Source organism: Rhodoferax sp. (assembly GCF_028689305.1).
Classification (GTDB): domain Bacteria; phylum Pseudomonadota; class Gammaproteobacteria; order Burkholderiales; family Burkholderiaceae_C; genus Rhodoferax.
Map to the genome: position 1 here is coordinate 61,695 of NZ_JAQTWM010000003.1, position 25,462 is coordinate 87,156.

The 25,462-nt window shown below is 50.5% G+C and carries 20 protein-coding genes; 9 read left to right on the forward strand and 11 right to left on the reverse strand.

The window, feature by feature from the left end:
* Window positions 1–74: 74 nt before the first annotated feature.
* The 4 genes from PHW99_RS01350 to PHW99_RS01365 all read left to right on the forward strand — a co-directional run bounded on the left by PHW99_RS01350 (window position 75) and on the right by PHW99_RS01365 (window position 2,490).
* Window positions 75–1,007 (forward strand): LysR family transcriptional regulator, encoded by a 933-nt coding sequence (locus PHW99_RS01350; RefSeq protein ID WP_300172978.1) that lies wholly within the window; start codon window positions 75–77, stop codon window positions 1,005–1,007.
* A 145-nt stretch (window positions 1,008–1,152) separates the two neighbouring features.
* On the forward strand, window positions 1,153–1,623 hold the full coding sequence (locus PHW99_RS01355) for an SRPBCC domain-containing protein (protein ID WP_300172981.1): 471 nt from the start codon (window positions 1,153–1,155) through the stop codon (window positions 1,621–1,623).
* A 26-nt stretch (window positions 1,624–1,649) separates the two neighbouring features.
* Window positions 1,650–2,117 carry an SRPBCC family protein gene (locus PHW99_RS01360; RefSeq protein ID WP_300172984.1) on the forward strand — a complete coding sequence of 156 codons (468 nt, stop codon included), beginning with the start codon at window positions 1,650–1,652 and terminating at the stop codon, window positions 2,115–2,117.
* A complete protein-coding gene (locus PHW99_RS01365) occupies window positions 2,104–2,490 on the forward strand; it encodes a metalloregulator ArsR/SmtB family transcription factor (protein ID WP_300172987.1) in 387 nt (128 codons plus the stop codon). Before PHW99_RS01360 ends, PHW99_RS01365 begins: the two co-directional genes overlap by 14 nt.
* 129 nt (window positions 2,491–2,619) lie before the next feature.
* Here PHW99_RS01365 and PHW99_RS01370 read toward each other — a convergent pair whose 3' ends face one another.
* The 3 genes from PHW99_RS01370 to PHW99_RS01380 form a co-directional block, all read right to left on the reverse strand.
* Entirely contained in the window at window positions 2,620–3,195 is a 576-nt protein-coding gene (locus PHW99_RS01370) for a YceI family protein (RefSeq protein ID WP_300172990.1), read from the reverse strand.
* A 63-nt stretch (window positions 3,196–3,258) separates the two neighbouring features.
* Window positions 3,259–3,822, reverse strand: a complete 564-nt coding sequence (locus tag PHW99_RS01375) for a YceI family protein (RefSeq protein WP_300172993.1) — start codon at window positions 3,820–3,822, stop codon at window positions 3,259–3,261.
* A 43-nt stretch (window positions 3,823–3,865) separates the two neighbouring features.
* Window positions 3,866–4,441 carry a cytochrome b gene (locus PHW99_RS01380; RefSeq protein WP_300172996.1) on the reverse strand — a complete coding sequence of 192 codons (576 nt, stop codon included), beginning with the start codon at window positions 4,439–4,441 and terminating at the stop codon, window positions 3,866–3,868.
* A gap of 392 nt (window positions 4,442–4,833) precedes the next feature.
* Between PHW99_RS01380 and PHW99_RS01385 the strand changes: the two genes are divergently transcribed.
* Both PHW99_RS01385 and PHW99_RS01390 read left to right on the forward strand, forming a co-directional pair.
* Complete coding sequence (locus PHW99_RS01385) at window positions 4,834–6,843, forward strand: tetratricopeptide repeat protein (protein WP_300172999.1); 2,010 nt, start codon at window positions 4,834–4,836, stop codon at window positions 6,841–6,843.
* Window positions 6,840–7,202, forward strand: a complete 363-nt coding sequence (locus PHW99_RS01390; protein WP_366912887.1) for a DUF2304 domain-containing protein — start codon at window positions 6,840–6,842, stop codon at window positions 7,200–7,202. Before PHW99_RS01385 ends, PHW99_RS01390 begins: the two co-directional genes overlap by 4 nt.
* A gap of 31 nt (window positions 7,203–7,233) precedes the next feature.
* Here PHW99_RS01390 and PHW99_RS01395 read toward each other — a convergent pair whose 3' ends face one another.
* Window positions 7,234–8,013 (reverse strand): sulfite exporter TauE/SafE family protein, encoded by a 780-nt coding sequence (locus PHW99_RS01395; RefSeq protein ID WP_300173002.1) that lies wholly within the window; start codon window positions 8,011–8,013, stop codon window positions 7,234–7,236.
* Window positions 8,014–8,721: 708 nt separating this feature from the next.
* Between PHW99_RS01395 and cysD the strand changes: the two genes are divergently transcribed.
* The 3 genes from cysD to PHW99_RS01410 all read left to right on the forward strand — a co-directional run bounded on the left by cysD (window position 8,722) and on the right by PHW99_RS01410 (window position 14,185).
* Window positions 8,722–9,639, forward strand: a complete 918-nt coding sequence (gene cysD, locus PHW99_RS01400) for a sulfate adenylyltransferase subunit CysD (RefSeq protein WP_300173066.1) — start codon at window positions 8,722–8,724, stop codon at window positions 9,637–9,639.
* On the forward strand, window positions 9,639–11,573 hold the full coding sequence (cysN, locus tag PHW99_RS01405) for a sulfate adenylyltransferase subunit CysN (RefSeq protein WP_300173005.1): 1,935 nt from the start codon (window positions 9,639–9,641) through the stop codon (window positions 11,571–11,573). The genes cysD and cysN overlap by 1 nt, the downstream gene beginning before the upstream one ends.
* 71 nt (window positions 11,574–11,644) lie before the next feature.
* Window positions 11,645–14,185 (forward strand): M6 family metalloprotease domain-containing protein, encoded by a 2,541-nt coding sequence (locus tag PHW99_RS01410; RefSeq protein ID WP_300173008.1) that lies wholly within the window; start codon window positions 11,645–11,647, stop codon window positions 14,183–14,185.
* A 650-nt stretch (window positions 14,186–14,835) separates the two neighbouring features.
* Here the strand turns inward: PHW99_RS01410 and PHW99_RS01415 are convergent.
* The 7 genes from PHW99_RS01415 to PHW99_RS01445 form a co-directional block, all read right to left on the reverse strand.
* On the reverse strand, window positions 14,836–19,668 hold the full coding sequence (locus tag PHW99_RS01415; protein ID WP_300173011.1) for a glycoside hydrolase family 99-like domain-containing protein: 4,833 nt from the start codon (window positions 19,666–19,668) through the stop codon (window positions 14,836–14,838).
* A gap of 18 nt (window positions 19,669–19,686) precedes the next feature.
* On the reverse strand, window positions 19,687–21,069 hold the full coding sequence (locus tag PHW99_RS01420) for an ABC transporter ATP-binding protein (protein ID WP_300173013.1): 1,383 nt from the start codon (window positions 21,067–21,069) through the stop codon (window positions 19,687–19,689).
* Entirely contained in the window at window positions 21,059–21,811 is a 753-nt protein-coding gene (locus PHW99_RS01425) for an ABC transporter permease (RefSeq protein WP_300173069.1), read from the reverse strand. The genes PHW99_RS01420 and PHW99_RS01425 overlap by 11 nt, the downstream gene beginning before the upstream one ends.
* Window positions 21,812–21,945: 134 nt before the next feature.
* Window positions 21,946–23,022, reverse strand: coding sequence for a glycosyltransferase family 2 protein (locus PHW99_RS01430; protein WP_300173016.1), 1,077 nt, complete (start codon window positions 23,020–23,022; stop codon window positions 21,946–21,948).
* A gap of 53 nt (window positions 23,023–23,075) precedes the next feature.
* Window positions 23,076–24,881 carry a glycosyltransferase gene (locus tag PHW99_RS01435; protein ID WP_300173019.1) on the reverse strand — a complete coding sequence of 602 codons (1,806 nt, stop codon included), beginning with the start codon at window positions 24,879–24,881 and terminating at the stop codon, window positions 23,076–23,078.
* A 65-nt stretch (window positions 24,882–24,946) separates the two neighbouring features.
* The gene (locus PHW99_RS01440) at window positions 24,947–25,087 is read right to left on the reverse strand and encodes a hypothetical protein (RefSeq protein WP_300173022.1); all 141 of its coding nucleotides are present in this window, start codon (window positions 25,085–25,087) and stop codon (window positions 24,947–24,949) included.
* 10 nt (window positions 25,088–25,097) lie between these two features.
* On the reverse strand, window positions 25,098–25,322 hold the full coding sequence (locus tag PHW99_RS01445; protein WP_300173025.1) for a hypothetical protein: 225 nt from the start codon (window positions 25,320–25,322) through the stop codon (window positions 25,098–25,100).
* Window positions 25,323–25,462: the final 140 nt, after the last annotated feature.

Here is a 25,462-nt window from a genome sequence, read left to right on the forward strand (position 1 = left end):
CCTTGTTGAAATAGCCATAATGGAAATTGATTTGATAGCTTGGGTTGAAAGTGGCGATGCGAAACTTGCAAGGTTTGAACGCATTTGTTGAGAGCGCTGAAAGCGGGAGTTTCACTGGCGCGGCCGTGAAGCTGGGCGTCACGCCTGCTGCCGTCAGTAAAAACGTGGTTCGACTTGAGAAGGAGCTGCAAGTCCGCCTGTTTCATCGATCGACACGGCGCCTGGCGCTGACAACCGAGGGGCAGACTTTTTTGGCTCAGGTCGGAAGCGCCCTGAGATCGCTGAACGAGGCAGCGGACCAGCTGACCCGCACCAATGCGGAGCCGCAAGGCAGGGTCCGGATCACCTCGGGGATCTCGTTTGGGCGTCAGTTCATATTGCCCGCTCTTGCGAAAATCGCGCGCCGCTTCCCCAAGTTGGAGATGGAGCTGAATCTGGACAACCGCACCGTGGACCTGGTTGGCAGTGGTGATGACATTGGCGTGCGCGTCGGAGAACTTCATGACTCCAGTTTGATCGCTCGGCCGATCTGTCCATTGATCAGCGTGCTCGTTGCTTCGCCAGCTTACCTGCGCCAGCACGGAACACCGGCCACGCCTGAAGACCTCAAGGATCATCGCGTTCTGGGGCTACAGTTTGCTTCGGGAGAAATGGCCAAGTGGCGGTTCAAAAACGTTTCAGGTCGGGGAACCATCAAGTGGGTTCCACATGCGCAGGTGTGGACCTCGGACCCGGACCTGTTCATGGAGCTTGCGGCTTCAGGTGAGGGGATCAGCCAGGCTGCGCTTCAGCATGCTGCCCCGCTGCTTCGGAGCGGCCGCCTGAAACTGGTTCTCCATGACCAGTATGAACATGAAGGGCGGCAAATATTCCTGTGTTATCCCGACCGCCAGTTCCTGAGCCAACGGGTGCGTGTTGTGGTCGAGGCGTTGTGCGTAGATCTGGCTGCGCAGCCAGATCTGGGACTTCGACTCAACGCCATTCCCCGTGAATGGTGCGCCAGCTGACAGGTGGATGCGGACGAGGCGTCCAAGCCAGCACCGGTGCACGGCTTGCGCAAAAGTATTAGGCAACTGATTGGTTGCATTTTTCAGTAGATGACCCCATAATCCAAAAATGCAACCGATCAGTTGCGTTTTAAGGAGTCATGTCATGAGCCATTACCAACAGAGCCTCATCCTAGAGGCAAACCCCGCTGCGGTGTACGCCGCACTCACCACTCCCGAAGGGCTGCGAGGCTGGTGGACGCAGGATTGCGACGTCCAGGCCAAGACGGGTGACACGAACCACTTTCGCTTCGGACCCAACCACAAGGACATGCGCATTGAACGGCTCGAACCGGGCCACGAAGTGCGTTGGCTGTGTACGGGTGCCCATATTGCTGTCGACCAGCTCACGCGCAGGGACGAATGGGTGGGCACACAGCCTGTGTTCCGTCTGACGCCGCAAGGCAACGGCTGGACCCGTCTGGACTTCGAGCACATTGGCCTCGTGCCCAACTTCGAGTGTTACACCCTGTGCTGCGATGGCTGGCGGTACTTTCTGGCCAGTTTGCAACAATTCGTCAAGACCGGCCAGGGCACACCCTACGTGCTGGATAGCGCAGTGGTCACTGCGCCATGAAATTGGAAACAAGGAGTGAACAGACCATGAATACCAGATCAGACAATGACCGTATTGAACGCAGCATCGTCATCAACGCCTCGCGTGATCGCGTCTGGCACGCGCTCTCGAATGCCGAAGCGTTCGGCACCTGGTTCGGCGCCAAGCTGGAGGGCCAGAGCTTTGCGCCCGGACAGCGTGTGCGCGGCCAGATCACCGTCTGCGGTCACGAGGACGCGTGGTTTGACGTGGTCATCGAGCGCATCGAACCACAGAACCTGCTCTCGTATCGCTGGCACCCCTATGCCGTCGAGCCGTCTGTGGACTATGACGAGGAGGAGCCGACGCTGGTGACCTTCACATTGAAGGATGCGCCCAGTAACGGCACGCTGCTGACGGTGGTGGAGTCGGGGTTCGACAAGGTGCCACCGCACCGTCGCCTGGAAGCGTTTCGCATGAACAGCCGTGGCTGGGAGGCGCAATTGAACAACATCGCGCGACATGCCAGCGCGTAGCAGCACGGCGCAGGGCACGGACCAGCGCGACACGGGCTTGTCAGCCATCGTCCGGTCAAGCGAAACGCTGGCCAGCGTCTTTGCGGCATTGGGCGACCCGACGCGCTTGAAACTGGTGGCGGTACTTTGCGCGGGCGGTGCCTTCTCAATTGCGCAGCTGACGGCAAACGCCGAAATCAGCCGGCAAGGTGTGACCAAACACCTTCAGGTGCTGGCGCAGGCGGGTGTGGTGCGCGACGTGAAGCGGGGCCGCGAACGCCTCTGGCAGCTGGAGCCAGGGCAGATCGATGAAGCGAAGCGGACCCTGGAGATCATCGGCAAAGAATGGGAAGTCGCCCTGGGGCAACTCAAGACGTTTGCAGAGTCCCTCTGATTTGAGGGATGGCTGGGATACACGAGCCGGCCCCGGAGCGCCTGTGTAACTGGATAGCTATTGATTTAATAGCTATCCAGGTTTATTTGATCTGGGCTACAGGCCGATTTTGCTTGTAACCCGAGGGGATCACTGCTTGACCGCTTCGACCTGCACCACCAGGCGCACGTTTTTCGGGAAACCCCAGTCAATGCCGTAATTCATGCCGAACTGGGTGCGGTCCAGCGTGCCTTCAAAGTCACCGCCGCAGACTTCGCGCTTGAGCATCGGGCTGTTGTAGCAGTTGAAATTGGTGGCCTTGAGCGTCAGCGGCTGGGTCTTGCCCAGCAGCGTCAGCGCGCCGGAGACTTCACTGACCTTGTCGCCGTTGAAGCTGAACTTGTCGGCGACAAATTTCATGGTCGGAAACTTTTCCGTGTCAAACAATTCCGCAGTTTGCAGATGTTTGGTAAACGCTGGAAAGCCGGTGTTGATGGAATTGGTGTCCACCACGATCTCGACCTTGCCCGTTTTGGCGGCGCGGTCCAGCTCCACGCTGCCCTCTTTCTTGTCAAAACGGCCGCGGTTGGTGCTGGTGCCAAAGTGGCCGATCTCAAACGTCACATAGGTGTGCGCCGGATCGATGGCGTAGCTGGCGGCCTGGGCCGGGAGAGTGCTGGCCAGCAAGGCGGTGGCAGCGGCGAGAGGCAACAAGATGGAACGCATAAATACTCCTGAAAGGGTGAAAGAAAACCGTTGAAAAAAGAGGGGCAGAAATTGAAAAATGACTCAGAGCTTGCCGACGCCGGTGAGTGACAGCTTGAACTTGACCTGCACGTCGTCGGCCACCATCGAGGTGTCGGCCCATTCGCCGTCGCCGATCTTGAACGCCAGGCGTTTGAGCGGCAGCACGCCGCTGGCCACGGTGACGCCGGCGGCCTGGCTCATGGTCAGCGGCACCTGAACGTTCTGCACCTGGCCCTTGATGGCGAGTTGGCCGGCCACCTCGTATTTGCCCGCGCCCAGCGCCTTGAAGCTGGTGGAGGTGAAGGTGGCCTGGGGAAACTTCGGCACATTGAACCAGGGTGCCTTGGGCAACTCGCTGTCCATCTCGGGCGCACCCAGTGTGGCGCTGCCCATGTCGACGGTGAATGCCACTTTGCTGCTGGCCAGCTTGCTGGCGTCAAAGCTGAGTTGGGCGTCAAACTTTCTGAAGTGACCGCTGATCGGCACCCCCATCTGTTTGGCAACAAAGCCCAGTTCACTTTGGGCGGGCAGCAGTTTTTGCTGGGCAAAGGCGGGCGCGGCCAGCAGACTGGCGCTCAGGGCGCTGATCAAAACCTTGGTGTTCATGGTGCGGGTTCCTGTGGAAAAGTGTTGACAGAGAGGCAGGGCTTCAGCCTCGGCCCGGCAGCATGCGCTGCAGCAGGCCATCACGGTCCAGCCAATGGTGTTTGAGGGCGGCGGCGATGTGCAGACCGGCCAGCGCGATCAGGGCCAGCGCTGCCAGCTTGTGCAGCGGTTTGATCGATTCGGCCAGCGCCTTGTCGGCGGGCAACAGGTCCGGCAGGCTGATCTGGCCAAACCAGACGATTGGAAAGCCGGCTGCCGAGCTGTAGGCCCAGCCCAGCAGCGGCACGGCAAAAAACAGCAGGTACATCAGGTGATGGGTGGCGTGGTAGGCACGGGTCTGCCAGGCCGGCATGGCCTGGCGGATGGCTGCCGGCAGCGTTGGCGGCCGGTGGGTCAGGCGCCAGCCCAGGCGCAGGATGGTGAGCAGCAACAGGCTGACACCGGCCCATTTGTGCCAGTTGTACAGCTTCAGGCGGGTGGGTGAAAACGGCAGGTCCGTCATGTACACCCCCAGCACAAACAGGGCCAGGATCAGCAGCGCCAGCAGCCAGTGCAGGGCCATGGCCACGGCGGTGTAGCGCGGCTGGTCCGTGGTCGGGTCGGGCAGGGATGAGGTCAAAACAGTGCTCCAGTTGAGGTTGATCAGGGATAACCCTGATACGAAACCGCAAGTTTAGGGAGCAGTCATTGCAAATGGATTCAATGGAATTGTTGGCAATATTCAATTAATTTGAATAATTACAACACCAACCCAGGTCCTGGCGTGGGCCTGGGCGCCCACCGTTCACGGTGCCAATGCACAAAGCAGACATTGCAGCTTTCACCATAGGCCAGACCGCGTGCCAGCACCGCCTGGCTGTCAGACAACATCCTGGCATTCAGGAAACGACTCGGCTTGAAAATTTCAGTTTAAAAATACCTGTTTTAGAAAACACTTAAGTGCAATAGCCTGTACGTACATCACCAGATTAGAATCTTTTGCACATTTAACGAGAAAACGGGTTCCGGGGAATGACAACAAGACAAATATCTCTGATATTCCTCATTGCGTTTGCTGCTGGCATTGCCATTTTGTATGCGTTCGGAATCAATAACCAGCTGGTGTTTGACGATGGGCGCCTTACAGATGGCACCGTCTTTGGTCAGTATGGCAGCCTGATGCAGGTTAAACCGCGCCTGCTGTCCTATGGCAGTTTTGTCTGGATTCAAGACATCTTTGGCGAGGGCTGGTGGAAGCAGCGCATTTTTAATATTGGGCTGCACATTGCCACAGCGTTCGTGCTTTATATGTTGGCCCTTGAGCTGCTTCATCGCACTGAGTGGGAAGAGAACACCCGTAGTCTGCCGCAATTCTCCAGTTCGCTGGCAGGGGCTGCCCGCATGGGCGTCGTCTTGTGGGCCTTCAATCCCGTGGCTGTTTATGCGGTGGCTTACCTCATTCAGCGCTCCATACTCATGGCCACGCTGTTTGTCGCCATGGCCTGCTGGAGCTACGTGCGCGGCTTGGTGACTGGTCAATTGCGCTGGCGGGTATTGGCCGCCGTCTGCTACGTGCTGGCAGTGGCTTCCAAAGAACACGCTGTGACCGCGATTCTGCTGACCGTGCCGCTGTTTGTCTTTGTCAGGCGACCCAGCTTGCAGCGGGTGATTGGGGTGATGGCGGTAGCCGGCCTGGTGCTGGTGGCTACAGGCACCGTGCTGTTTCAGCTCTACGGGTCTATTGTTGGCACGGTCTTTGACGAAACATCCCGGGCTTTTGCTGCCCAGTTGGCGCTATTGCGTCCTGGGATTGATCAGCAAATCTATCCATTGAGCATCATCAACCAAGCCAGCTTGTTCTTTCAGTATGGGTTGATGTGGTTTTTGCCAAATGTCAACTGGATGTCCGTTGACATCCGGCCCAGTTTCCCTTTGACGCTATGGAGTTGGCATATGGCTGGTGCCCTGGCTTGGGTCAGCACATTGATCCTTGGCGTCTGGTTGGTCATCCGCCGCAGCGATGTCTGGGGCTTGATTGGCTTGTGCTTGTTGATACCGTGCCTGCTTTTCTTGACCGAATTTGCGACGGTCTGGTTGCAAGACCCCTTTGTTTTGTACCGCAGTTACCTTTGGGCCGTCCCGATTCCGATCTTCTTTGCATTGCCCCTGGTCGGCACCTCGCGTCGCACCTTTTACGCTGTCGGGCTGATCGTGGCCGGGCTGTTTGCAGCCCTTAGTTTTGAGCGCATCAACAGCCTGCAAACGCCCACCACCACCTGGGCCGATGCCAGCGCCAAAATTGACAAGCAAGGCCCGGCCAACGCGGTAGGTCGCTGGCGCTCGGTGCTTAATCTGGCGGCCGAATACCAGGACCGGGGCGATTATCAGGAAGCCTTGCGCCTTTTCAGTCAGGCGGAAGCTTTGGGTGAGCCTTTGGGTTCGGCTCGGTTCAATATGGGTGTCAGTCTGCAACAACTCCAACAGCACCCGCAAGCCTTGGAGAACTTTGTTCAGGCCGAGGGCAAAGGTTTCACCGAAGCGGCGCTGTATTACCACCGTGGTGAATCGCAATATGCCCTGCGGCGATTTGCCGAGGCTTTTGAGAGTTTCACCAAAGCACTGCAACACCGACAGGGACCAGAGGCAGCGCAATTTACCCGCATGCGCCAAGCCGAAGCGGCCGTAGGCAGTCAAAATTTCGATGCTGCGATCACGGCTTATCAAACGCTGATCCAACAAGCCCCTGACAAACAACGCTACAAAATCGGCTTGAGCATGGCCTTTGTCGGCAAGAAAGACTACGCGGCTTCCTTGGCCATTCTGACGCCGGCCATTGCGCAGCACCCCACTGGCCCAGCTTATTACGCCCGCGCCCTGACCCACTTTTACCTTGGTAACCGCGTAGCCAGTGCCCAAGATCTGGAACTGGCCATGCGCGCTGAACCCGCCAACCCCATTTATCGCAAGCTGCAACAGCAGTTGAATGAGTCCCCGGCTAAGGCCACACCTCAAGCGGTGACAAAGTCAACGGCAAAACCATGATGGCCAACCTGCAAATCACCACCAGCTTGCTTGGCCTTGGTCTGGCTTTTTTCATCCTGTTTCTGGTGCGCCGTGACCATATCTACATTTCACATGCCCTATTCTGGATTGGTATTGCCGGCCTGGCCGCCCTGCTGGGTCTGTGGCCAGGTCTGATCGACCGGATCGCTTCCTGGGTGGGCATCAGCTATTCACCGGCAGCACTTTTGTTGGGTGCCGTCGTGGTGTTGTTGGTCAAATCTCTCTACTCGGACATCACGCACACCCAACTTGAGCGGCAGTTGCGTCGGCTGAATCAGCGGATGGCATTGATGGAGGTGCGAGGGGTGTCGGCTGATCACAAATCGGACGAGGCGTAGCGAGTATCAAAGCCAATTTGAATTTGGTATTTCAGGCAAAAATCTTGCCCCCAGCCCCCAGTAACACTATCGCCAGCAAAATTTGCATCCATCGCCCAGAGATCTTCCGACTCAGCAGGCTCCCGATGGCGGCAGTGGGGACAGAGCCAGCCAGCAGGCTGATCAGCATTGTCCCGTCCACCATGCCGGCAATCAAATAGCCAATACCCGCGACCATCGCTAGGGGTATTGCATGCACGATGTCGGTGGCAATCAAGCGATGGGGACTCATTCGGAGCGGGTAAAGATAAAGCAGCATGACGCTGCCCAGCGCACCAGCCCCCACTGAAGTCAACGCCACGACAATCCCGAGCGTGACTCCTGCGCCTACCGTCAACCCCGGTTGCAGGCGCGCCAAAATTTCCGGTTTGATCAACCGGCGCTTGTGTGATTTTGCTAACAGGCATGGCGCAAAAAGCAAACCACACGCGGTCATCATCACGATCAAGCCAATGGCATGCGTCAGCCATTCCACTTTTGATACTGTCGTACCGAGGCTGATCACCACAACGACCAATAGGGCGACCGGCAAACTGCCAAGCCAAAGACGTTTCACTATCTGCCAGTCTACCTGTCCCATATTATTGTGAATACGGGCAGCAACCGTTTTGGTCAGGGCGGCAAACCATAGGTCTGTGGCGACAGCGGTGGTCGGCGGAACCCCAAAGAACAAGAGAAGTATCGGCGTCATCAATGCGCCACCCCCGACGCCTGTTAAGCCGACGATCAAACCAGTGATCGCACCTGCTGTGGCATATGCATGGTCGATCATCGCAACCGCAAAAGCTTTGGCGCATGAATAGATGGCCGCTTATGACAGCCATGAGCAAATTTCTGTGGATTTTGTCGCATTATGGATATATTTAAGAAAATTCATGTAATTGTAAATTCGAAAGAATAAAATGTCATCTGTAAAATTTTTGTTGCAAATTACGACATAACGGGACTTATGGAAACTGTGGATCTTCTTGGGCTAGACGCTCATCAGGTATGGGACACCGAACGTGCTTTTCAGCATCTTCGGGCCATGGGCTATGCGGATACCAAACGAACCACTGAGCGGCGATTGCATGAACTGGCGATATTGCCTCCTGAGCTGAAACCCGAGCAACTGAAGGATGAGTTTGATCGCCCGCCCATTATGTTAGTACTCGGGCAGGAACTGGAAAAAGCGCGCAGTAAACGCAAACTGGTGCTATTTGCTCAACTTCATGCCTTGGCGACTGGACAGGAGTGTTTGCATGCCAACGATGCGCGAGGTGCACGTTATTGGGTGCCGATGGCCAAGGTTTCTTCCGTACCAGAGCAAATGACAACTGCGATTGAGCAACTGCAAGCATTTGTGAGCAAAGAGGTGGTGGTGTTCCCCCACGGGCGATTGGTGGAGCTTTGCCGCCAGATGCCAGACATGCCATTTGTCAATTTGCTAGCCAATCAGCCGACTTTGAACTTAAATCGCCAGATTCTTGGTGTTCGGCGAATGGAGTCGCAGGAAAAGATTTGCATCCCATACTTGCAGCAATTAGAGAACGAAAGTATCCATATCATTCGTGAAGCGGTTGCAGAAGCTGACAATCCGGTCCTGCTTTTTTCAGCGGGTAAAGACAGTGCTGTCCTGTTGCACTTGGCTCGCAAAGCGTTTTATCCATCGTTACCACCATTCCCGCTGCTTCATGTGGACACGCGTTGGAAATTTCAAGAGATGTACAGCTTCCGTGACTATATGGCTCGCGAAAGTGGCATGGACTTGCTTATACACATCAATCCCGAAGCCATACAAAAGAACATCAACCCTTTTGATCACGGTTCGGCCTTGCATACCGATATCACCAAAACCGAGGGTTTGAAACAAGCTTTGGACAAGTACAAGTTTGATGTGGTATTCGGCGGTGCCCGGCGAGACGAAGAAAAATCACGTGCTAAGGAGCGTATCTTCTCGTTTCGAACCAGCTCTCATCAATGGGATCCGAAAAACCAACGTCCCGAGCTCTGGAATCTCTACAACACACGCAAAAATCAGGGTGAAAGCATCCGGGTCTTTCCACTCTCAAATTGGACAGAGCTCGATATTTGGGAATATATCTGGCAAGAAAGCATTTCGGTGGTCCCGCTGTATTTTGCAAAAGAACGTCCAGTCGTTTTACGCGACGGTATGTTCCTGATGATTGATGATGATCGCTTTCAATTGTTGCCGGGTGAAGAAATCCAGACTCGTAAGGTGCGTTTTCGGACCCTGGGTTGTTATCCACTCACCAGCGCGGTGGAGTCACGTGCGGAAACATTAGAAGACATTATTCTGGAATTGGCCGGTAGTCACAGTTCCGAGCGGCAAGGTAGGAAAATTGATTCCGACGTTGCTGCCAGCATGGAAAAGAAAAAGAAAGAAGGGTATTTCTGATGACACGTTCGCAGACCAGACGCCACGCCCAAGCATCATCAAGCTATGCACATCCGCCAGTTCCACCAAATACCGTGGAAGCGTTCTTGGTGCAGCAGCAAACACAAGATATGCTGCGCTTCATCACCTGCGGTAGTGTGGATGATGGAAAAAGCACCTTGATAGGGCGATTACTTTGGGAGGCCCATCAACTCTTTGACGATCAACTTGCCACGTTGGCAGCAGACTCGAAAAAATATGGGACTCAAAATGGTGATATTGATTTTGCGTTGCTGGTAGATGGTCTGGCGGCTGAGCGGGAACAGGGCATCACCATCGATGTGGCGTATCGCTTCTTCGCCAGCGCGCGACGAAAGTTCATCGTGGCAGATACGCCAGGTCACGAGCAGTACACGCGCAACATGGTCACAGGTGCATCTACCGCAGACGTGGCAGTACTTCTTGTAGATGCGAGCCAAGGTTTGCTGACGCAGACGCTTCGCCACGCCTATCTGGTGTCGCTCGTGGGTATTCGACACGTGGTACTGGCCATCAACAAAATGGATTTGGTAGGTTTTGACGTAAAAACATTTAGCCAAGTCAGCGAGGCATTTGCATTGTTTGCTCAACCACTTGGTTTTGAGAGTATTACCTCCATTCCACTATCGGCCCTCAAGGGTGACAACATTACCCAAAGATCAGCCAATACAGTTTGGTATGTTGGCCCTACCCTGATGGGCTATTTGGAAACCATTGAAGTCCATGCACATAGCTCCGACAGACTGGTATTTCCGGTGCAGTGGGTTAGCCGACCAAACGCATCATTCCGCGGCTTCAGCGGGAGTGTGGCTGAAGGCAGTATCAGGGTTGGTGACGAAATTCGTGTCACGAGCTCAGGCCAAACAGCCGCGATTGCCGAAATTGTCACGATGGCTGGATCATTGACGCAAGCAGCCAAGGGTCATGCAGTGACCTTGCGATTGAGCAAAGAAATTGACATTTCCCGTGGCGACATACTTTCCTTGAGCCAGCATCCACTTGAAACCACTGATCAGTTTGAAGCCGTTTTGGTCTGGATGAACGAGGAAGCCGGACTCACCGGCCGTAGTTATGACATCAAGCTTGCAAATCAATGGGCTTCGGCCACCATCACGACCCTTAAATATCGAGTAGACGTCAACACCTTGGCACATCAGGCTGCCACACAACTCGCCTTGAATGACATAGGTATTTGTAACCTGGCTACTTCAAAACCTTTGGTTTTTGATAGATACACGCAATCAAAACCTTTGGGAGGCTTTATATTGATAGACCGCTTCAGCCATGCCACGGTAGCTGTGGGCATGATTCGCCATAGCTTGAGACGTGCACAAAATGTGCATAAACAGGCGTTGTCTATTACCCGGCAAGATCGAGAAAAACTCAACGGGCACAAAGGCAAAGTCATCTGGTTCACGGGTCTCTCGGGCTCAGGGAAGTCAACCCTGGCAAACGCGTTAGAGGCAGCGCTTAATCACCAAGGCAAACGGACCTATCTGCTGGATGGTGACAACGTGCGTCAAGGTTTGAACAAAGACCTTGGCTTTACTGATGCGGACCGGGTAGAGAATATTCGTCGCATTGCCGAAGTGGCCAAACTCATGTTGGACGCCGGCCTGATTGTGTTGACAGCCTTCATATCCCCTTTCCGGCAAGAGCGAGAGATGGCTCGGGAACTGATTGGGTCAGAAAATTTTGTCGAGGTGTATGTGAGCACGCCGCTGAATGTCTGTGAACAGCGGGACGTCAAGGGTCTGTATAAAAAGGCCCGCAGTGGCCAGCTTCCCAACATGTCAGGAATCAGCAGCCCTTATGAGCCGCCATTGGCACCACAGGTCGAACTGAACGGCAGCGATGTGCCCATTAAAGAAAGTGTCTCTCATTTACTCAGCCAAATTGCTGCAAGAATTTGGTGACCTACACTCAACATGAGTTCCAAAAATACACTTTTTACATTAGGATACCCCCCATACTGAAAGAACACGTTATGAATAGCTACCATGCAAGTCGGATGCTTAGATTTTGTGTCGCGCTAACGTTAGGCCTCCTAAATCACATTGCTTCACAAGCAGGGCCTGCCAATCCTTTTCCATACCTGATTAAACAACCGGATGGGACATCATTCACCGCTGTGCAACGCGGTGATGAATTTCAAGGCTGGACAGAAACTGAAGATGGGTTCTCAATTACAAAAAATCATCGGACTGGATTTTTTGAATATTTGACTGAAGATCCGCAGGGAAACGGTACACCTTCTGGCATTGCAGTATCACCGAATGGAAAAATTGCAATTCAGCAGCTGAATGGAAAGAAAAGTATTCGCCCAATTAGAAATGTAGAATTGGAACAATATTCAAATGGTTTTCTTAATAATGTAAGAATTTTCAATAAGACCGCTGTGTTAGGTGAGTCAACATCCAGCTTGGAAAAAGTCACAGGTATTTGGGCGCCAACACCTGTTACAGGGTCGAAAAAAATTCTCACCATATTGGTAAATTTTTCGAATATTGGTTTGAGTTCTAACGCCTCTACCTATTGGTACAATGCCATTCATGGTACCGGTGCTTCTGTTGCTCAGTACTATAAGGATAATTCATTCAATAATATATCAATTACTCCGGTGGCACATACCCAACCAGGCAATCCTGCTGGTATTGTTTCCGTCAATCTTGGCCAAGCGCATCCTGGTTGCGCTGGTTCTTGTAGCTACTCTACGGAATCCACTTGGATTAACAGTGCATTAGCAGCGGCAGCACCCTATGTTGACTTCCCTGCACTGGATACAAATGGTGATGGAACCATATCAGTTGATGAAACATTAATCTATTTTATTTTGGCTGGGTATGAAACATCTGCTAGCTCTGGCTCATCGCCTTCAATATGGGCACATGCTTGGGGTGGATCAGGAGTCAGTGTCGAAGGAAAAAATGTCAATCACTGGGCTTTGAATGGTGAGCGATACAACGCATCAACTTTAATGACGATGGGTGTTATTGCTCATGAAATGGGTCACGCCATGGGTGGACTTCCGGATTTATATGACATTGCAGGAATAAATAAAGGGCTAGGTGCTTTTAGTCTCATGGCCAGTGGTTCATGGGGTAGCAAGAGTGGTGAAACTGGGGGAGCTACTCCAGTCGGCATGGATGCTTGGAGTCGTCAATATCTCGGATGGTCTACACCTCAACAAGCAACTACTGGAACAACATTTCAATTTGTTAGTGGACTCAGCAGTTCGAGTTCGGCATTGATGTTGATTAACGAATCAATCAGCAGCAGTGAATATTGGCTGATCGAAAATCGCCCACCAACCAGTTGGGATGCAGGAATGTATCGTTTTGTGGGGAGTTGGACAGGTGGTTTACTGATTCAGCATATTGATCTAAATATTGGATCTAAATCAGCAAATAGTTTTAACAAATATATCGATGGATCACATCAAGGAAATATGGCTGAGGAGCCTTCCACAGCAGTCTGCAGTCTTGCAGCCATATCAGGGAGTACGCTTGGCTGCGCTTCCATTCTCTATTATTCGGGAAATAGCACTACTTTCAATAATACATCTAATCCAAGTTCAGACTATTATTCATTAGGTGGGAGTAATTTGGGAATTTCAGGCGTTTCAGCGCCAAGTGGTGTCATGACGGCTGTTGTGGAGATTTCTAATACGCCACCTGTCAATTACGTCTTGACTGTAGCTAAAACAGGTGAAGGAGTTGGTACTGTTACAAGTAGTCCAAGCGGAATATCCTGTGGAGCTACATGTAGCGCATCATTTGGAGCAGGTTCGGTAGTTAATCTGATCGCCACGAGTACTGGGTCCAATATATTTATGGGCTGGAGTGGCGCCTGCACAGGTACGGGTTCATGCAGTGTGACTATGGATAGTGCCAAAAATGTTGTTGCTAACTTTACTGTCGGCACGGTGATTTCTCCTCTGAATCAAACTAATCTTTCCGGTGCCGCTGGTAGTAGCAGTTACTATTCCTTTAATGTACCGGCTGGCGCTCGCAATCTGCTAATACAAATCAGCGGGGGTACGGGTGATGTTGATCTTTACGTCAAAGCGAATCAAACCCCAACGCTACAGATGTTTGATTGTCGCCCCTATTTGCCGGGTAACAACGAGAGTTGTAGTTTTCCAATGCCGGGAGCGGCAACAACTTATCAAATCATGCTACATGCCTACGCTGCGTATAGCGGCGTGACCCTAAACGCAAGTTACACCATCCCCCCGACGGGCTACACACTTACGGTGAGCAAGACGGGTGCAGGGGGCGGAACGGTCACAAGCTCACCAGCGGGTATCTCTTGCGGCAGCACATGTTCTGCCACGTTTGCAGCAGGCAGTCTGGTAACACTGACCGCTGAACCTGCTGCTGGTTCAGCTTTTTCTGGATGGTCTGGCTTGTGTTCTGGTCAGGGTTTATGCAGTTTTTCTATGAATTCTTCGCAGTCTGTTACGGCATCGTTTAGAAAAATTACGACAGATATAACACCTATATTGATGCTTTTATTAGGTGATTAAATATTAGGCAAGATTGGGGGAATCTATGGTAACAACTAAGAAACAAATGAACTGAAACTATATTTCTGAAATCAACATGAAAGGTATTATTATGAAAAAAATTCTTATATCCACTTTAATGATGACAACTTGCCTTGCATCGCATGCAGTTGCAACAGATGAAACTCGATCAAATAATATTACTTTGGTTGCATCGTCTGCCGGATCATCGTATCTAAAAACGGCATTGCCACTTGTCGATACTAAGTGTGTTTATAATGTTTTGTATTTTCCCTCATACACTTTACCTGAGACAAAATATTTGTACTCTATGGTTTTATCAGCATACTCACAAAATATGCCAGTAACACGTATCGTGTATGATAGAAACCCTAACACAAATGAATGCACAATTTTTACCGTAAGCTTTTAATGTGAATGTAACAGCCACATTGCGGCCTATTGGCATTCTATAGCAGAATAGTAAAGCCCTTGCGACATACGCTACCCAGTGGATGTGGAAATACAATCACGATCGGGTCCGCACATAGCCTTGGGCGGCATTACCCCAAAGCAGTGATTGATCATGGTCGCATAACCATTCTACTTCTTCCATCGGTGGAATACGGGGGATTCCGGAGAATGGTATAGCAACCTGCTGGAGGTAGAACTCACAATTTAATGTGATTAATATTTTTTTTGACCAAACTCAAATCACAAATTTCAGGCCACATTATTTTAAAACTTTTTACAAAAGCAGAACTGTTTTGAGAAAATTGACTTGAGCTAATTGCATTTCGCATATCACAAATTAATTTCTCGCATTTCATATATTCTGGACTTGAAAGAATTTTTTGACGATCTTTTTCGTCTTCAAATGCTAACGTATGATCACGATTCATGCTGTGAATATAATCTCCAATATATTTATTTTCTTTCAGACTATCCCAATCGCAGTTATTTTTTGAAAATAATTGCAAAGTTAAAAGATAATCTTCCATAAATCGCTGCCCAGGCAAATATAAAATGTGAGTTAAATTTAAATTATCTAAGTCCAGCATAAAACTATGCAGCGGAGCATGATTGTGTGTGAGGAATTCATCATAAGAATAGCCGTATTCATAGTTACGTTTGCGATTAATAATTAATTGGCTTTCTGAATTATATATAGTTGAATAAACGCGACCAAAACTAACTGATTTCCCGGTCACTTTTAATCGATCAATCAACCAGATGTATGCATCCGGTGATAACAGATCATCAAAATCAAGAAACGCAGCATAACGTGTTTTCACTCGTAGTAAAGATTCGTTTAACATCGTAGATCTTAAATCACTCTTTCCATTTTCTGAATAATACGAAAACACCTGTGCCTTACAATCATTTGGCCAATCAAAATTGGCAATTAAATTCTCTAACGCTAAAACTTGCTGTTCTTCAAGATCTTGAGCTGCAATAAGAGGTGTCACAATACAATCTCTCATCGCATACAAAGTAAACAATGCATTTTCCAACTCATCAAGATCAGCTGACTTATGAAAGCGAATAATGGTTGTTACTCGATTTTGAGTAACATTATTTTTATTCGATGGAAGTGCTAAAAAACTACGTGCATTAGTGCTGATCTTAAAATTCTTATGCCCAGATTTTTCGACCCTTGCAGGAAAAATCAACATTGGAGCATCGTATCCATTTGAACTCGCCACTGACCCATTTTCAGTGACCATAAATGGTGAACTATTGATGTTATAGCAATTAGATATGACTGTAGAACCAGACACAAATGCGAGTGCTAGCATTTGTTCTATTGCATCAGAATTGAAAAAGGCTACTCTACGAAATTCCAAAATAAAGTCAGATTCGTCCGGCTCTTGTATCACAGCCATAGAAATATATTTACCTAAATCTGCTGATTTAACGCTGACTGAACAGCTTTCAAAAATTGTTGAATTTAATATACAGCGAAAAAATCGTTTTCTTAATAATTCATCCAGATCAAGCTGACGAATAACAAATTCTGGAATAGATATGTGTAACTTTATCCCCGTTGGGTAATTCTGTCCGCCATACTCGGTGGCCGAATAAGCCTTGCCAGATAAAGCACGTCCAACAGAATTTAAGTAGGCATACCCATACCGGGAGTCTGGCTCTAAATGTGCACCTTCCGCCCATTCATTCCACGCATTGACAATAAGAAACTGCCGATCAACTGGTAGGTTAGCCTGGGTATAGGCAATTGAATTTTCCATCCACTCTTGGAAGCGCTGGGGCGTGCTCCCGTGAAGCAAAAACGCTTCAGAGCCATAGCGAGCGGTATTATCCCAATTTGGAACAGTTGCTCGGAAATAGCAAAAATCTTTGGTATCAGTCTGGCCAGCATAAAAATTTGCGACTGCATCGTATGCCAACACACTCCCATTCACAGGCCAATACTGATTAAGCGAAGATTTAATGTCAGGTACTGCGCCGCCAGTCCAATCATGTAGATTTCGTTCAGTCCCCGCATCCATTCCAAAATTTCTTGGATCGCTGGCACCGCGGGTTAAAACTGCAACCACATACGGCTGCTTTATCCCGGCGTTAAAACACTCTTCCCGCCAAATATCAAGGTACTCTTTACAATTAGGTATTGATGATGGTCGATAGATAAATAGAACGGGTCGATCCTCAACTCTTATATATCGCGAATCTCTGAAAAATGGAATCAGATAATTAATAAATTCTCTAGCATCTTGAGCTGAATAATTCTGTCCAAGCAAAATATCAGATTCATTGCCATCCCAACGCCGAGTCCAATTCTCATTTGCCCAACAAAAACAGAATGGAATGCAAATATCTTTATTGTCCAGAAGGAGTTGAGCAGGTTTCTCAAGAATCAATTTTCCAGAAAACCAATAATGATAAAAAATCTGTCCGTAAACTCCGGATTTTTTCATCATCGCAGCTTGAGATTTCAATACATCTGCTGAATTCAACAGATAATAACCTAGATCAGCATGAGGTATATGCTGCTGGTAGTGGCCTTGAAACAGTGGATAGGCCGCTTTTACTTTAGTCCATTCGGTAAACCCCTCGCCATGCCATCGATCATTTTCAGGAATTGGATGAAACTGGGGTAAATAATAAGCCAATACTTTTATATTTGAATGAATAATATTATCTGAATAATCATGTTGTATTTCATATTGTTGATAATCCTCAATCGAATCCATATTATGAATTCGAATACAATTGCCTGGATACTGGGATGCAAATATGAGTATTAATCTCTCAAGCGCATGTGCCAAAGTTCCATCCGCAGGAATTGGCTCTTTTTCAAAATCATCGTACCCCAGAGGCAGCGAAAGAAACTCCTTCAAACAATCCGCACGCCCCCAAAACATTGCGCCCTCTGGGAACTCAACCGTTGAAAAATTTTGAATAGAGATTTTTGTATGGGTAATTAGTATATTCTTCGCAATTTGATAGTTATCATCCCAGCCGGTAGGTGCCTTTATAAAATTATTTTTCCCAGCGGAATAAACGATCTTAGCATTTGATTGAAGTAACTTGATTATATGGGTGACGTGACCACCGGTACTATTAGGTTTTCCTAATAGATTAGTCATAATTTCCTCGTGCCAACCTGTCAAATTGCTATTGTGGGGACTCTTTTTTGTATGGATATGGCAAATAATTTCATATTCAGCTAATCTTCCGCCAAATTGAGCAATTAATGGTGCAATATTCCTACCTCGATTTTCAACTCGCTCAACAACAATTAATTTTGCGTTTTTTAGTAATTTTTTTAATTCATTCTCGATATTATTAATAATTGTTGATTTTTGTACCGAAACATATAGGTCATACTGTATAGGAAGGTTGTTTAAATAGTCAACCATCTGTAAAAGCATATCTGTATAAAAAAGATGCAAATGCAGAGCAACAGATGTTTTATTTAAAGATTCCGGTGGTCTAATATCCAGTAATGGATCAATGTAATAAGGCACTATAGAAAAAGGAGACTTATTGAAAGCAATTTGCCTATATTCTTCATTTATTTGCTGTGATTGTGTCTCACTTATTTGCTTTACATTATTAATGCGCCATCTAATTCCAGATATGCCTTCTGACAAAACTACATTCAGTACTGTTCGTGTTGTTGAAAAAAAACCGCCACCTACCCGAATAATTTGCAAAAATAGAGACAATAATCTCTTTGCTTGATGAATAAAATCTAGGCAAGAACGCAGTGGCTGCGTAATCCGCCAACTTTTACTTTTTTTAATATTGTCAACGGTTATTTCAAGGCTATTCAGCCACTCGCTTCGCTCTGCAAGAGTCTGGTTCAAGCTGGCAATTTGCACTTCCTTCGCTGCAAGATCCTGACTCAAACCGGCAATCTGACTCTGCTCGCTGGGAAGACCTTGGCCCATGCTGACAATCTGGCTGTCTCTTTCTCCAATGGCCTTGTTCAGACTGGCGATCTGACCCTCTTTGTCCGCAAGAGTTTGACCCATGCTGGTAATCTGGCTGTCTCTTTCTCCAATGGCCTTGTTCAGACTGGCGATCTGACCCTCTTTGTCCGCAAGAGTTTGACCCATGCTGGTAATCTGGCTGTCACACTTCACTATCGCTTTTAATGCAGCATCTTTTTGTGTGTAAAGCCTATCAGCCAAATTCAAGAAAGAAGACATGCGTTCAAATTCGGCTGCCCAACGCGCAACCATATCCCTTAGCTCCGGGGAATTTATCGGCACGTTATCTGATGCTACTTTCACCAACGCTGCGTAAACCTCCCTTACAAGTGCAGGACAAGCATCGTCTAGTGCTAAGTCATTCAAGTCATATACTGTATGACGTAGTCCGAGGTCGAGAAATTCCTGCTTGTAAACTTGCAAAGCATCATGATCAATAATCAGATTAAGTTGCTCTGCGATCCGTCCCAATTGGTGATCCGGCAACAACATTAATGAGTCGTAGTCAACCAAGACACGTTTGCCGTCAGCACTATCTGACATCATCCGGATGACGTGCCCCAACCATAACAGGTAACTTTTTTCTGCATCAAAATTGTCGCGCTTTTTCAATGACTTCACTACACTGATCGGGTGACGCAATGCCAAAACGTACCCAACGTCAAACTCGCAGTGCTTAAACACAGCGCGCCAAAACGGTAGGAGCTTGGTTACGCGCGGATCTTTGAAGCCAAAGAGGGGAGAGTCATCAACCTTTTGCCGAAGCAATTCAACCGCACGAAGGAAAAATCCTTTGTTGCGCAATACATCAACATCTTTTTCATCAATATTTGCAAGTGAATGCCAATCAAGACCTAAATCATTTAGTATTTCGACATCCAAATCATTGAAATAAATATCTTCCCAAAAACCCTTTTCATTGACACCAGCCAAAGGGCCATACATGGTCTGCCCCAAATCCACGCCCAACACTTGCAATCCACGCGTGATGGCGCTGGTGCCGCTGCGGTGCATTCCCAAAACCACAATCAATCTTTTATTATTCATTTCTTCGGAAATTCGAGTTCATTTATAACTATTGAAACCATCATTTAACAACTGAACTTCAGGTGAGCAAGAAAAATCAACGATGCCTGTTCCGAGTATCTCTGAATCATGCAAAACACGAAATAAAGCAACGTCCAAAATTCGGTGTAAGTAAGTTTCTTCACCATTGATCTCTCCTACTACACCCGCATTTAAAAAGAAAGTACCGGGGTTAAGAGCGCAGACAAACCGAAATTCGACTGCATAACTAGTACCTGCTGTAATTGCATTTATGCTGGTACGTACAGTATTTGCACTGGTACCACCGCCCAATTCCAATCCAGATGTTGCTTTAATCATCATGCCAAAACGCACATTGCTGGCGCTTTGCGAAAACTGTACTTGATAAACGTAGCGATAGGTCTTGCCACGAATCAAGTTGTTCACTCGTTCCCCTGCCAGTGTGAGTACGGCCGGATCCTGAATCAATGCGCCGCGTGATTCATAAGTGATGGTACTGCTGGGAATCAGACTGGGGTCAAAGCTTTCATGTTGAGCAAGCTCAGACTTGGGCACAGCAGGCGATTCAACCGCCACTGCTGGCACGGCGGCATCAAGCCGACGCACCACTTGCCGGATGGTTTCGCGCTGCTCTGGCGGCGCATACAGCAGCTTTTGGTAGCGTCCCACAATTTGCTTGGGCGCGCCCATGCAAAGCAGTTCGCCAGCGTCGAGCAGCACGGCGCGATCGCACAGCTCGACGATAGTGCCGCCGGAATGCGATACGAAGAGAATGGTGGCACCGCTGGCGCGGATGGACTCAATGCGCGAGAAGCATTTGCGCTGAAACAGCTCGTCGCCCACCGACAGGGCTTCGTCCACAATCAGTATTTCGGGGTCGACATTGATGGCCACGGCAAAGGCCAGGCGCACCATCATGCCGCTGGAGTAGGTTTTAACGGGTTGCTCGATGAATTGGCCAATGTCGGCAAAGGCGGCAATGGCGTCAAAACGAGCGTCAATTTCGGTTTGGCTCAGACCCAGCACGGTGGCATTGAGGTAAACGTTTTCACGCCCGGTAAATTCGGGGTTGAAGCCCGAGCCCAGTTCTAACAAGGCGGCCACCCGGCCACGGGTATGCACCATGCCACTGGTGGGGCTGAGAGTGCCGCAGATGATTTGCAACAAGGTTGACTTGCCGCTGCCGTTGCGCCCGATGATGCCAACGGTTTCACCGCGCTTGACATCAAACGCCACGTCTTTGAGGGCCCAGAAGTCAAGAAAGTATCGGCGTTGCGGCTGCCCGGCAAGTTTTTGCAGTGGGGGCAACACAAACTGCTTGAGCCGGTCACGCGGGGTCGGGTAAATTTCAAAGCGTTTGCTCAATCCCTGAATGCGGATGGCAGTATCGTCAGAGGACATCGGCAAAACCCCGGCGTGTTTTTTGGAACCAGAAAAAACCTCCCCAGGCGATCAGCGTGGCCACCAATGTGTATACCGCCAGGCCTAGCCAGCTCGGCAACTGTCCCAGAATAAGCACGGCACGCGCTTGCTCAATGATGAAGGTAAGCGGGTTGGCCATGAGGTAAGCGCGAAAATCCTCCGGCACCGCGGTAATGGGGTAAAACACCGGCGACAAAAACATCAGCACGGTGGTGATAACTACAATGAATTGCCCCACATCGCGCAGAAACACCCCGAGCGAAGCTAGCACCCAGGCCAGCCCGGTCGCCAAAATGATTAGCGGCAGCAGCACCAGAGGCAAAAAAACCAGCGTCCAGTGCAAAAAGCCGTTAAAAATGGCAAACGCTACCAACAGCACAGCCAGACTGATCACGCTATGGAACAGCGACGAGCTCACCGCGATGATGGGCAGGATTTCAAGAGGAAACACCACTTTTTTGACATAGTTGACATTGCCCAGCACCAGATTGGGTGCGCGGTTGAGCACGTCACTGAACAGGCTCATGACGATCATGCCTACAAACAGCATCATGGCAAAGTGGGTTTTGCTGTTTTCAATACCTGGACCACCCCAGCGTGATTTGAAGATGACCGAAAACACAAAGGTGTAGATCACCAGCATGAACACGGGGTTGAAAAACGACCAGGCCAAACCCATGGCCGAGCCTTTGTAACGACCAACCACGTCGCGCCGGGTCATTTGGCCGATGAGCTGGCGATTGTGCCAAAGACTATTGGCCAGTGTCAGCAACGATGTTCGCGGTGCGGCGTGCGGATTGATGTGGGGTGCGCTCAAGACAAAGTTTGTAAATAGTGGGGATCAGCCGTTTGACTCTACGGGTGACGGGGAGAAGTAGTTCTTTGAAATTTGGCGTACCACTGGGTAATGACCAACCTCGCATAGCCTGTACGGTAAAACTGTCTGCTGGTATTTTGGGCAAGTGCCATTGTATGCAATCGGGTATTTGACAGAAACTTTGCCCGCTCTTTTCGAAGAGAAGGTAACTGTTTTAGTGCATCGTTATACACAGCCAAAAGCACGTCGACCCTGCCGGCCATGATTTGCCGTATAACGTTTAATAAGTTGGCCAAAACCAACCAGGGCAGATGCCGCATCAGCATCGACGTCGGTATTAACTTGTATTGCATCCAGATCAGATTTCGCAACCCATGATACGCAATGAAGTCGTTGCTCTTGGAACCACTGCTGGCCTGCCCTTCATGTAACGCTACCAACCGGTCAACATACGCAGGCCGGTAACCAAGCAGGTTGGCCCGCAGCACCAGATCGGTGTCTTCGCAGTAGCAAAAAAAGCGCGCGTCAAAACAATAGCCAGTGGTCGCTTTGACATCTTCTACAAACGCACGAGTCATCAGGCAACAGCCACCTGTGGGGCCAAGATAGGGGTCGGTAATATCTTTGCGGTCGGCAGGCATCAGGCTGGCATACAAGCTGATACCCAAAGTATCAACTTCCTGAGGGGCGTGAAGTTTGTGCATGCGCCCGCCAGACATGCCAATAGGGTTCGTGCCGCTGCTAAGTGACTCACGCAGTAGATGGATTAATTCTGGTTTGGCTACGGCATCGTTGTTCAGCAACCCAATGAAATCACAGTTGGGGGTAGCGAGTAGTTGATCAATCAAAAAATTACTGCCAGCCGCAAAACCGAGGTTGAGGCTGCTGCGAAATAGGCAAATGTGGCTGTGAGCGGCGCTCTGTAAACCGCGTGCCAATGCGCCAAAATCATCTTCTGCCGACGCATTGTCAAGAATCAATATAAAGGCTGGTGGCAGCGTACATTGGCTCAAAGACATAACGCAGCGCAATGTTTGGGCAGCGGTGTTGTAGTTGATAACCGTATATCCCACATCTTGGCTGTTGCCAAGAGGATGGCTTGCCGGTAATTGCAAAATGAGTTCCGGCAGCGGGGGGGCTGGCAAGTTCCGCATACTGTCAAGTGCCTCTATTTGTTAACCGTTGCCCTGGCAGAAACCTCCCAACGCGCCAAACAAAGTAACGATGTCTCAACCATATAGCGTAGCACGCTAAACCATGAATAAAAGATGCGGGATTTGCCCACTTGCCGGGTATTCATGCTGACAGGGACTTCCATGATGCGCAGGCCAGCTTTGCGTAGCAGCAAAAGAACGCCGACATCCTGGTAGTCCAGCAAGGTAGCTTCGCTGGCGGCCAGGATTTCCATGGCAGATTGGTTGTACCACCGAAAGCCGGAGGTCAGGTCGCGCAGCTCAAACCCGGCAATGACGCGAAACCATCGCCAGGCAATCTGTCGCAAACGGCTGGCGCGCTGTGGGTGGGCGCCGATGACCACATCGGCGCTGGCAGCGCCCGCGAGCAAGCGGGGTATTTCCTCGACCTCATGCTGTCCATCAGCGTCCATGGTGATCACAGACTCAAAGCCGTGAGCCCGCGCATAACGGATACCCAGCTGCATGCCACCCCAGGCGCCCAAAGGTAACACCGGCCGTGTCACGGTTGCCCCGGCGCGGTGTGCGATGTCTCCGGTGCCGTCAGTGCTGTGGTCATCAATCACAAACACATGCCGCCAGCCAGCCTTGACCAAGGTGGTCACCACTTGACCAATGGTGGCCGCCTCATCTCGCGCCGGAATCACAATCAGGATGGATGGGTTGGCAGCGGTCGAGCGGGTGAGGGCGGGCGCAGCCGGTTCAATTTGACACATGCGGTATTGTGCCGCGATGGTTCGCGCGCAAGCTGAGATGGAAAACCGGGCCAATAGCGCTTGCTGGCCTTGGATGCCCCACTGCTTCAGCTTCTGGGGTTGGCTGACCAATGACTCCAAAATCTGACGCCATGCGTTAGCGTCACCTCGAGGCAGATGGCTCAAGCCAGCACCACTGCTTGAAACCACCCATGGCATGCCAGAGCCAGGCAAGTCACTGACGATGCAAGGCCTGGCATGGGCCATGGCTTCAAGCAAGACGACACCAAAAGCCTCGGTGCGCTCAATCGACGCCAGACAAAAGGCGTCGCAGCTGTTGAGCAACGCGTGTTTGTCGTTTTCGCTCACCTCGCCGAGTAGTTGTACCTGGGCGGGGGACCCATGGGGAGTGCTCTCGGCGGTCATGGCCTGTAACTGCGCCATGCTCTCGCCTTGGCCTGCAATGATGAGCTGCAAATGTGTTGAACCATTGACCGCGCGGACCAGGGTTTCAAACCCCTTGTAATGTGCCAGTCGGCCAATCGACAAAAGTCGCAGGCGCCCGGGTTGCCACGGTGCCGGTGGGTTGGTTTGGTGTGGCGAGGCAGGGTCAATACCCAAGGGCACGACCGCACATTTGCTTCGCCATTTGCGCAATGGTTCGCTAGCCTGGAGATAAGGGGGGGATGTCACCAAAATGCGTTCGGCGTGGTCCAGCACAGCTTGCTCAAACGGGCGGTACAGGGTGTAGGCCCAACGCAAGAGCAGTCGTTCATCGGAGACCACCACGTCCGAATGCCAGTGCACCACCCATGGAATGTTTTTCGCGTCGGCAATGGTCAGCGCCCAAAAAACGGAATTGTTGGGCATGTGCAGGTGCAACACATCCGGCCTGATGTCGTGAATGGCGTGTATCAGCGCCGCTCTAAAGCCCAATGCAATCGGTGCATAGATAAGCTGAAGCTGTACCGGTACACGCCGCAGCCAGTGTGGGTCGTCTCCCAGAGGGGTGCCATGGACCAGCGCATGGCTGTCAATGCCTTGGGTGCGTTGTGTCTGAACCAGATCAGACAGAAACGACTCCATGCCGCCACGATGTGGAGGGAAGAACTTACCGATATGAAGAACACGCAGCACCATGGGCTTTGATGCTAACCGAGTTCATCCATGCGGCTGCCTACACCCCCCTGCGCCAAGTCGTTGACCGGGCCGTAGGGCGCCGTGCTGAAATGGTGGAACCAGTGGATGACGCGGCACAAGGTGAGCTGGTGAGCGTCGCGGGCTCGACGCACCCATCTACGCTCAACCGGGGTTTCTGTGTGAATTGAAAAACTTGAACATATCGGGTGCCGCGATGGGTGGAGCGTTCGGATTCTTGGCGTTTGCTCGAGCGACGGCATCGGTGATTTGCTGATTGACGGCGGTGGGCTGCGCGCCGCCGGCAACCCCATCCAACTGGCTGTCGTTCAGTGCGTCGTCACGGGTGAGCAGATTTTGCAGCTCGGATACTGCGTCGGATTCAGGCATGGTGTACTCCTGGAATGAGATGGGTTGGATAGGTAACGTGTTCCGGTGCCGATAAGTAACAAAATCGGCAGAAAAGGTTCCGCGTGGAAGACGGATAAGAAATTCAACCGCATGTGCTCAAGTGTGGCACGGGGTGCGCC

What these genes read in the sequence shown, in the direction of transcription:
- PHW99_RS01355 (WP_300172981.1), top strand. Translation starts at nt 1,153, where the DNA reads ATGAGCCATTACCAACAGAGCCTCATCCTAGAGGCAAACCCCGCTGCG.
- PHW99_RS01360 (WP_300172984.1), top strand. Translation starts at nt 1,650, where the DNA reads ATGAATACCAGATCAGACAATGACCGTATTGAACGCAGCATCGTCATC.
- PHW99_RS01365 (WP_300172987.1), top strand. Translation starts at nt 2,104, where the DNA reads ATGCCAGCGCGTAGCAGCACGGCGCAGGGCACGGACCAGCGCGACACG.
- PHW99_RS01370 (WP_300172990.1), bottom strand. Translation starts at nt 3,195, where the DNA reads ATGCGTTCCATCTTGTTGCCTCTCGCCGCTGCCACCGCCTTGCTGGCC.
- PHW99_RS01375 (WP_300172993.1), bottom strand. Translation starts at nt 3,822, where the DNA reads ATGAACACCAAGGTTTTGATCAGCGCCCTGAGCGCCAGTCTGCTGGCC.
- PHW99_RS01385 (WP_300172999.1), top strand. Translation starts at nt 4,834, where the DNA reads ATGACAACAAGACAAATATCTCTGATATTCCTCATTGCGTTTGCTGCT.
- PHW99_RS01390 (WP_366912887.1), top strand. Translation starts at nt 6,840, where the DNA reads ATGATGGCCAACCTGCAAATCACCACCAGCTTGCTTGGCCTTGGTCTG.
- PHW99_RS01395 (WP_300173002.1), bottom strand. Translation starts at nt 8,013, where the DNA reads ATGATCGACCATGCATATGCCACAGCAGGTGCGATCACTGGTTTGATC.
- cysD (WP_300173066.1), top strand. Translation starts at nt 8,722, where the DNA reads ATGGAGTCGCAGGAAAAGATTTGCATCCCATACTTGCAGCAATTAGAG.
- cysN (WP_300173005.1), top strand. Translation starts at nt 9,639, where the DNA reads ATGACACGTTCGCAGACCAGACGCCACGCCCAAGCATCATCAAGCTAT.
- PHW99_RS01410 (WP_300173008.1), top strand. Translation starts at nt 11,645, where the DNA reads ATGAATAGCTACCATGCAAGTCGGATGCTTAGATTTTGTGTCGCGCTA.
- PHW99_RS01415 (WP_300173011.1), bottom strand. Translation starts at nt 19,668, where the DNA reads ATGAATAATAAAAGATTGATTGTGGTTTTGGGAATGCACCGCAGCGGC.
- PHW99_RS01420 (WP_300173013.1), bottom strand. Translation starts at nt 21,069, where the DNA reads ATGTCCTCTGACGATACTGCCATCCGCATTCAGGGATTGAGCAAACGC.
- PHW99_RS01425 (WP_300173069.1), bottom strand. Translation starts at nt 21,811, where the DNA reads ATGACCCGGCGCGACGTGGTTGGTCGTTACAAAGGCTCGGCCATGGGT.
- PHW99_RS01435 (WP_300173019.1), bottom strand. Translation starts at nt 24,881, where the DNA reads ATGGAGTCGTTTCTGTCTGATCTGGTTCAGACACAACGCACCCAAGGC.
- PHW99_RS01445 (WP_300173025.1), bottom strand. Translation starts at nt 25,322, where the DNA reads ATGCCTGAATCCGACGCAGTATCCGAGCTGCAAAATCTGCTCACCCGT.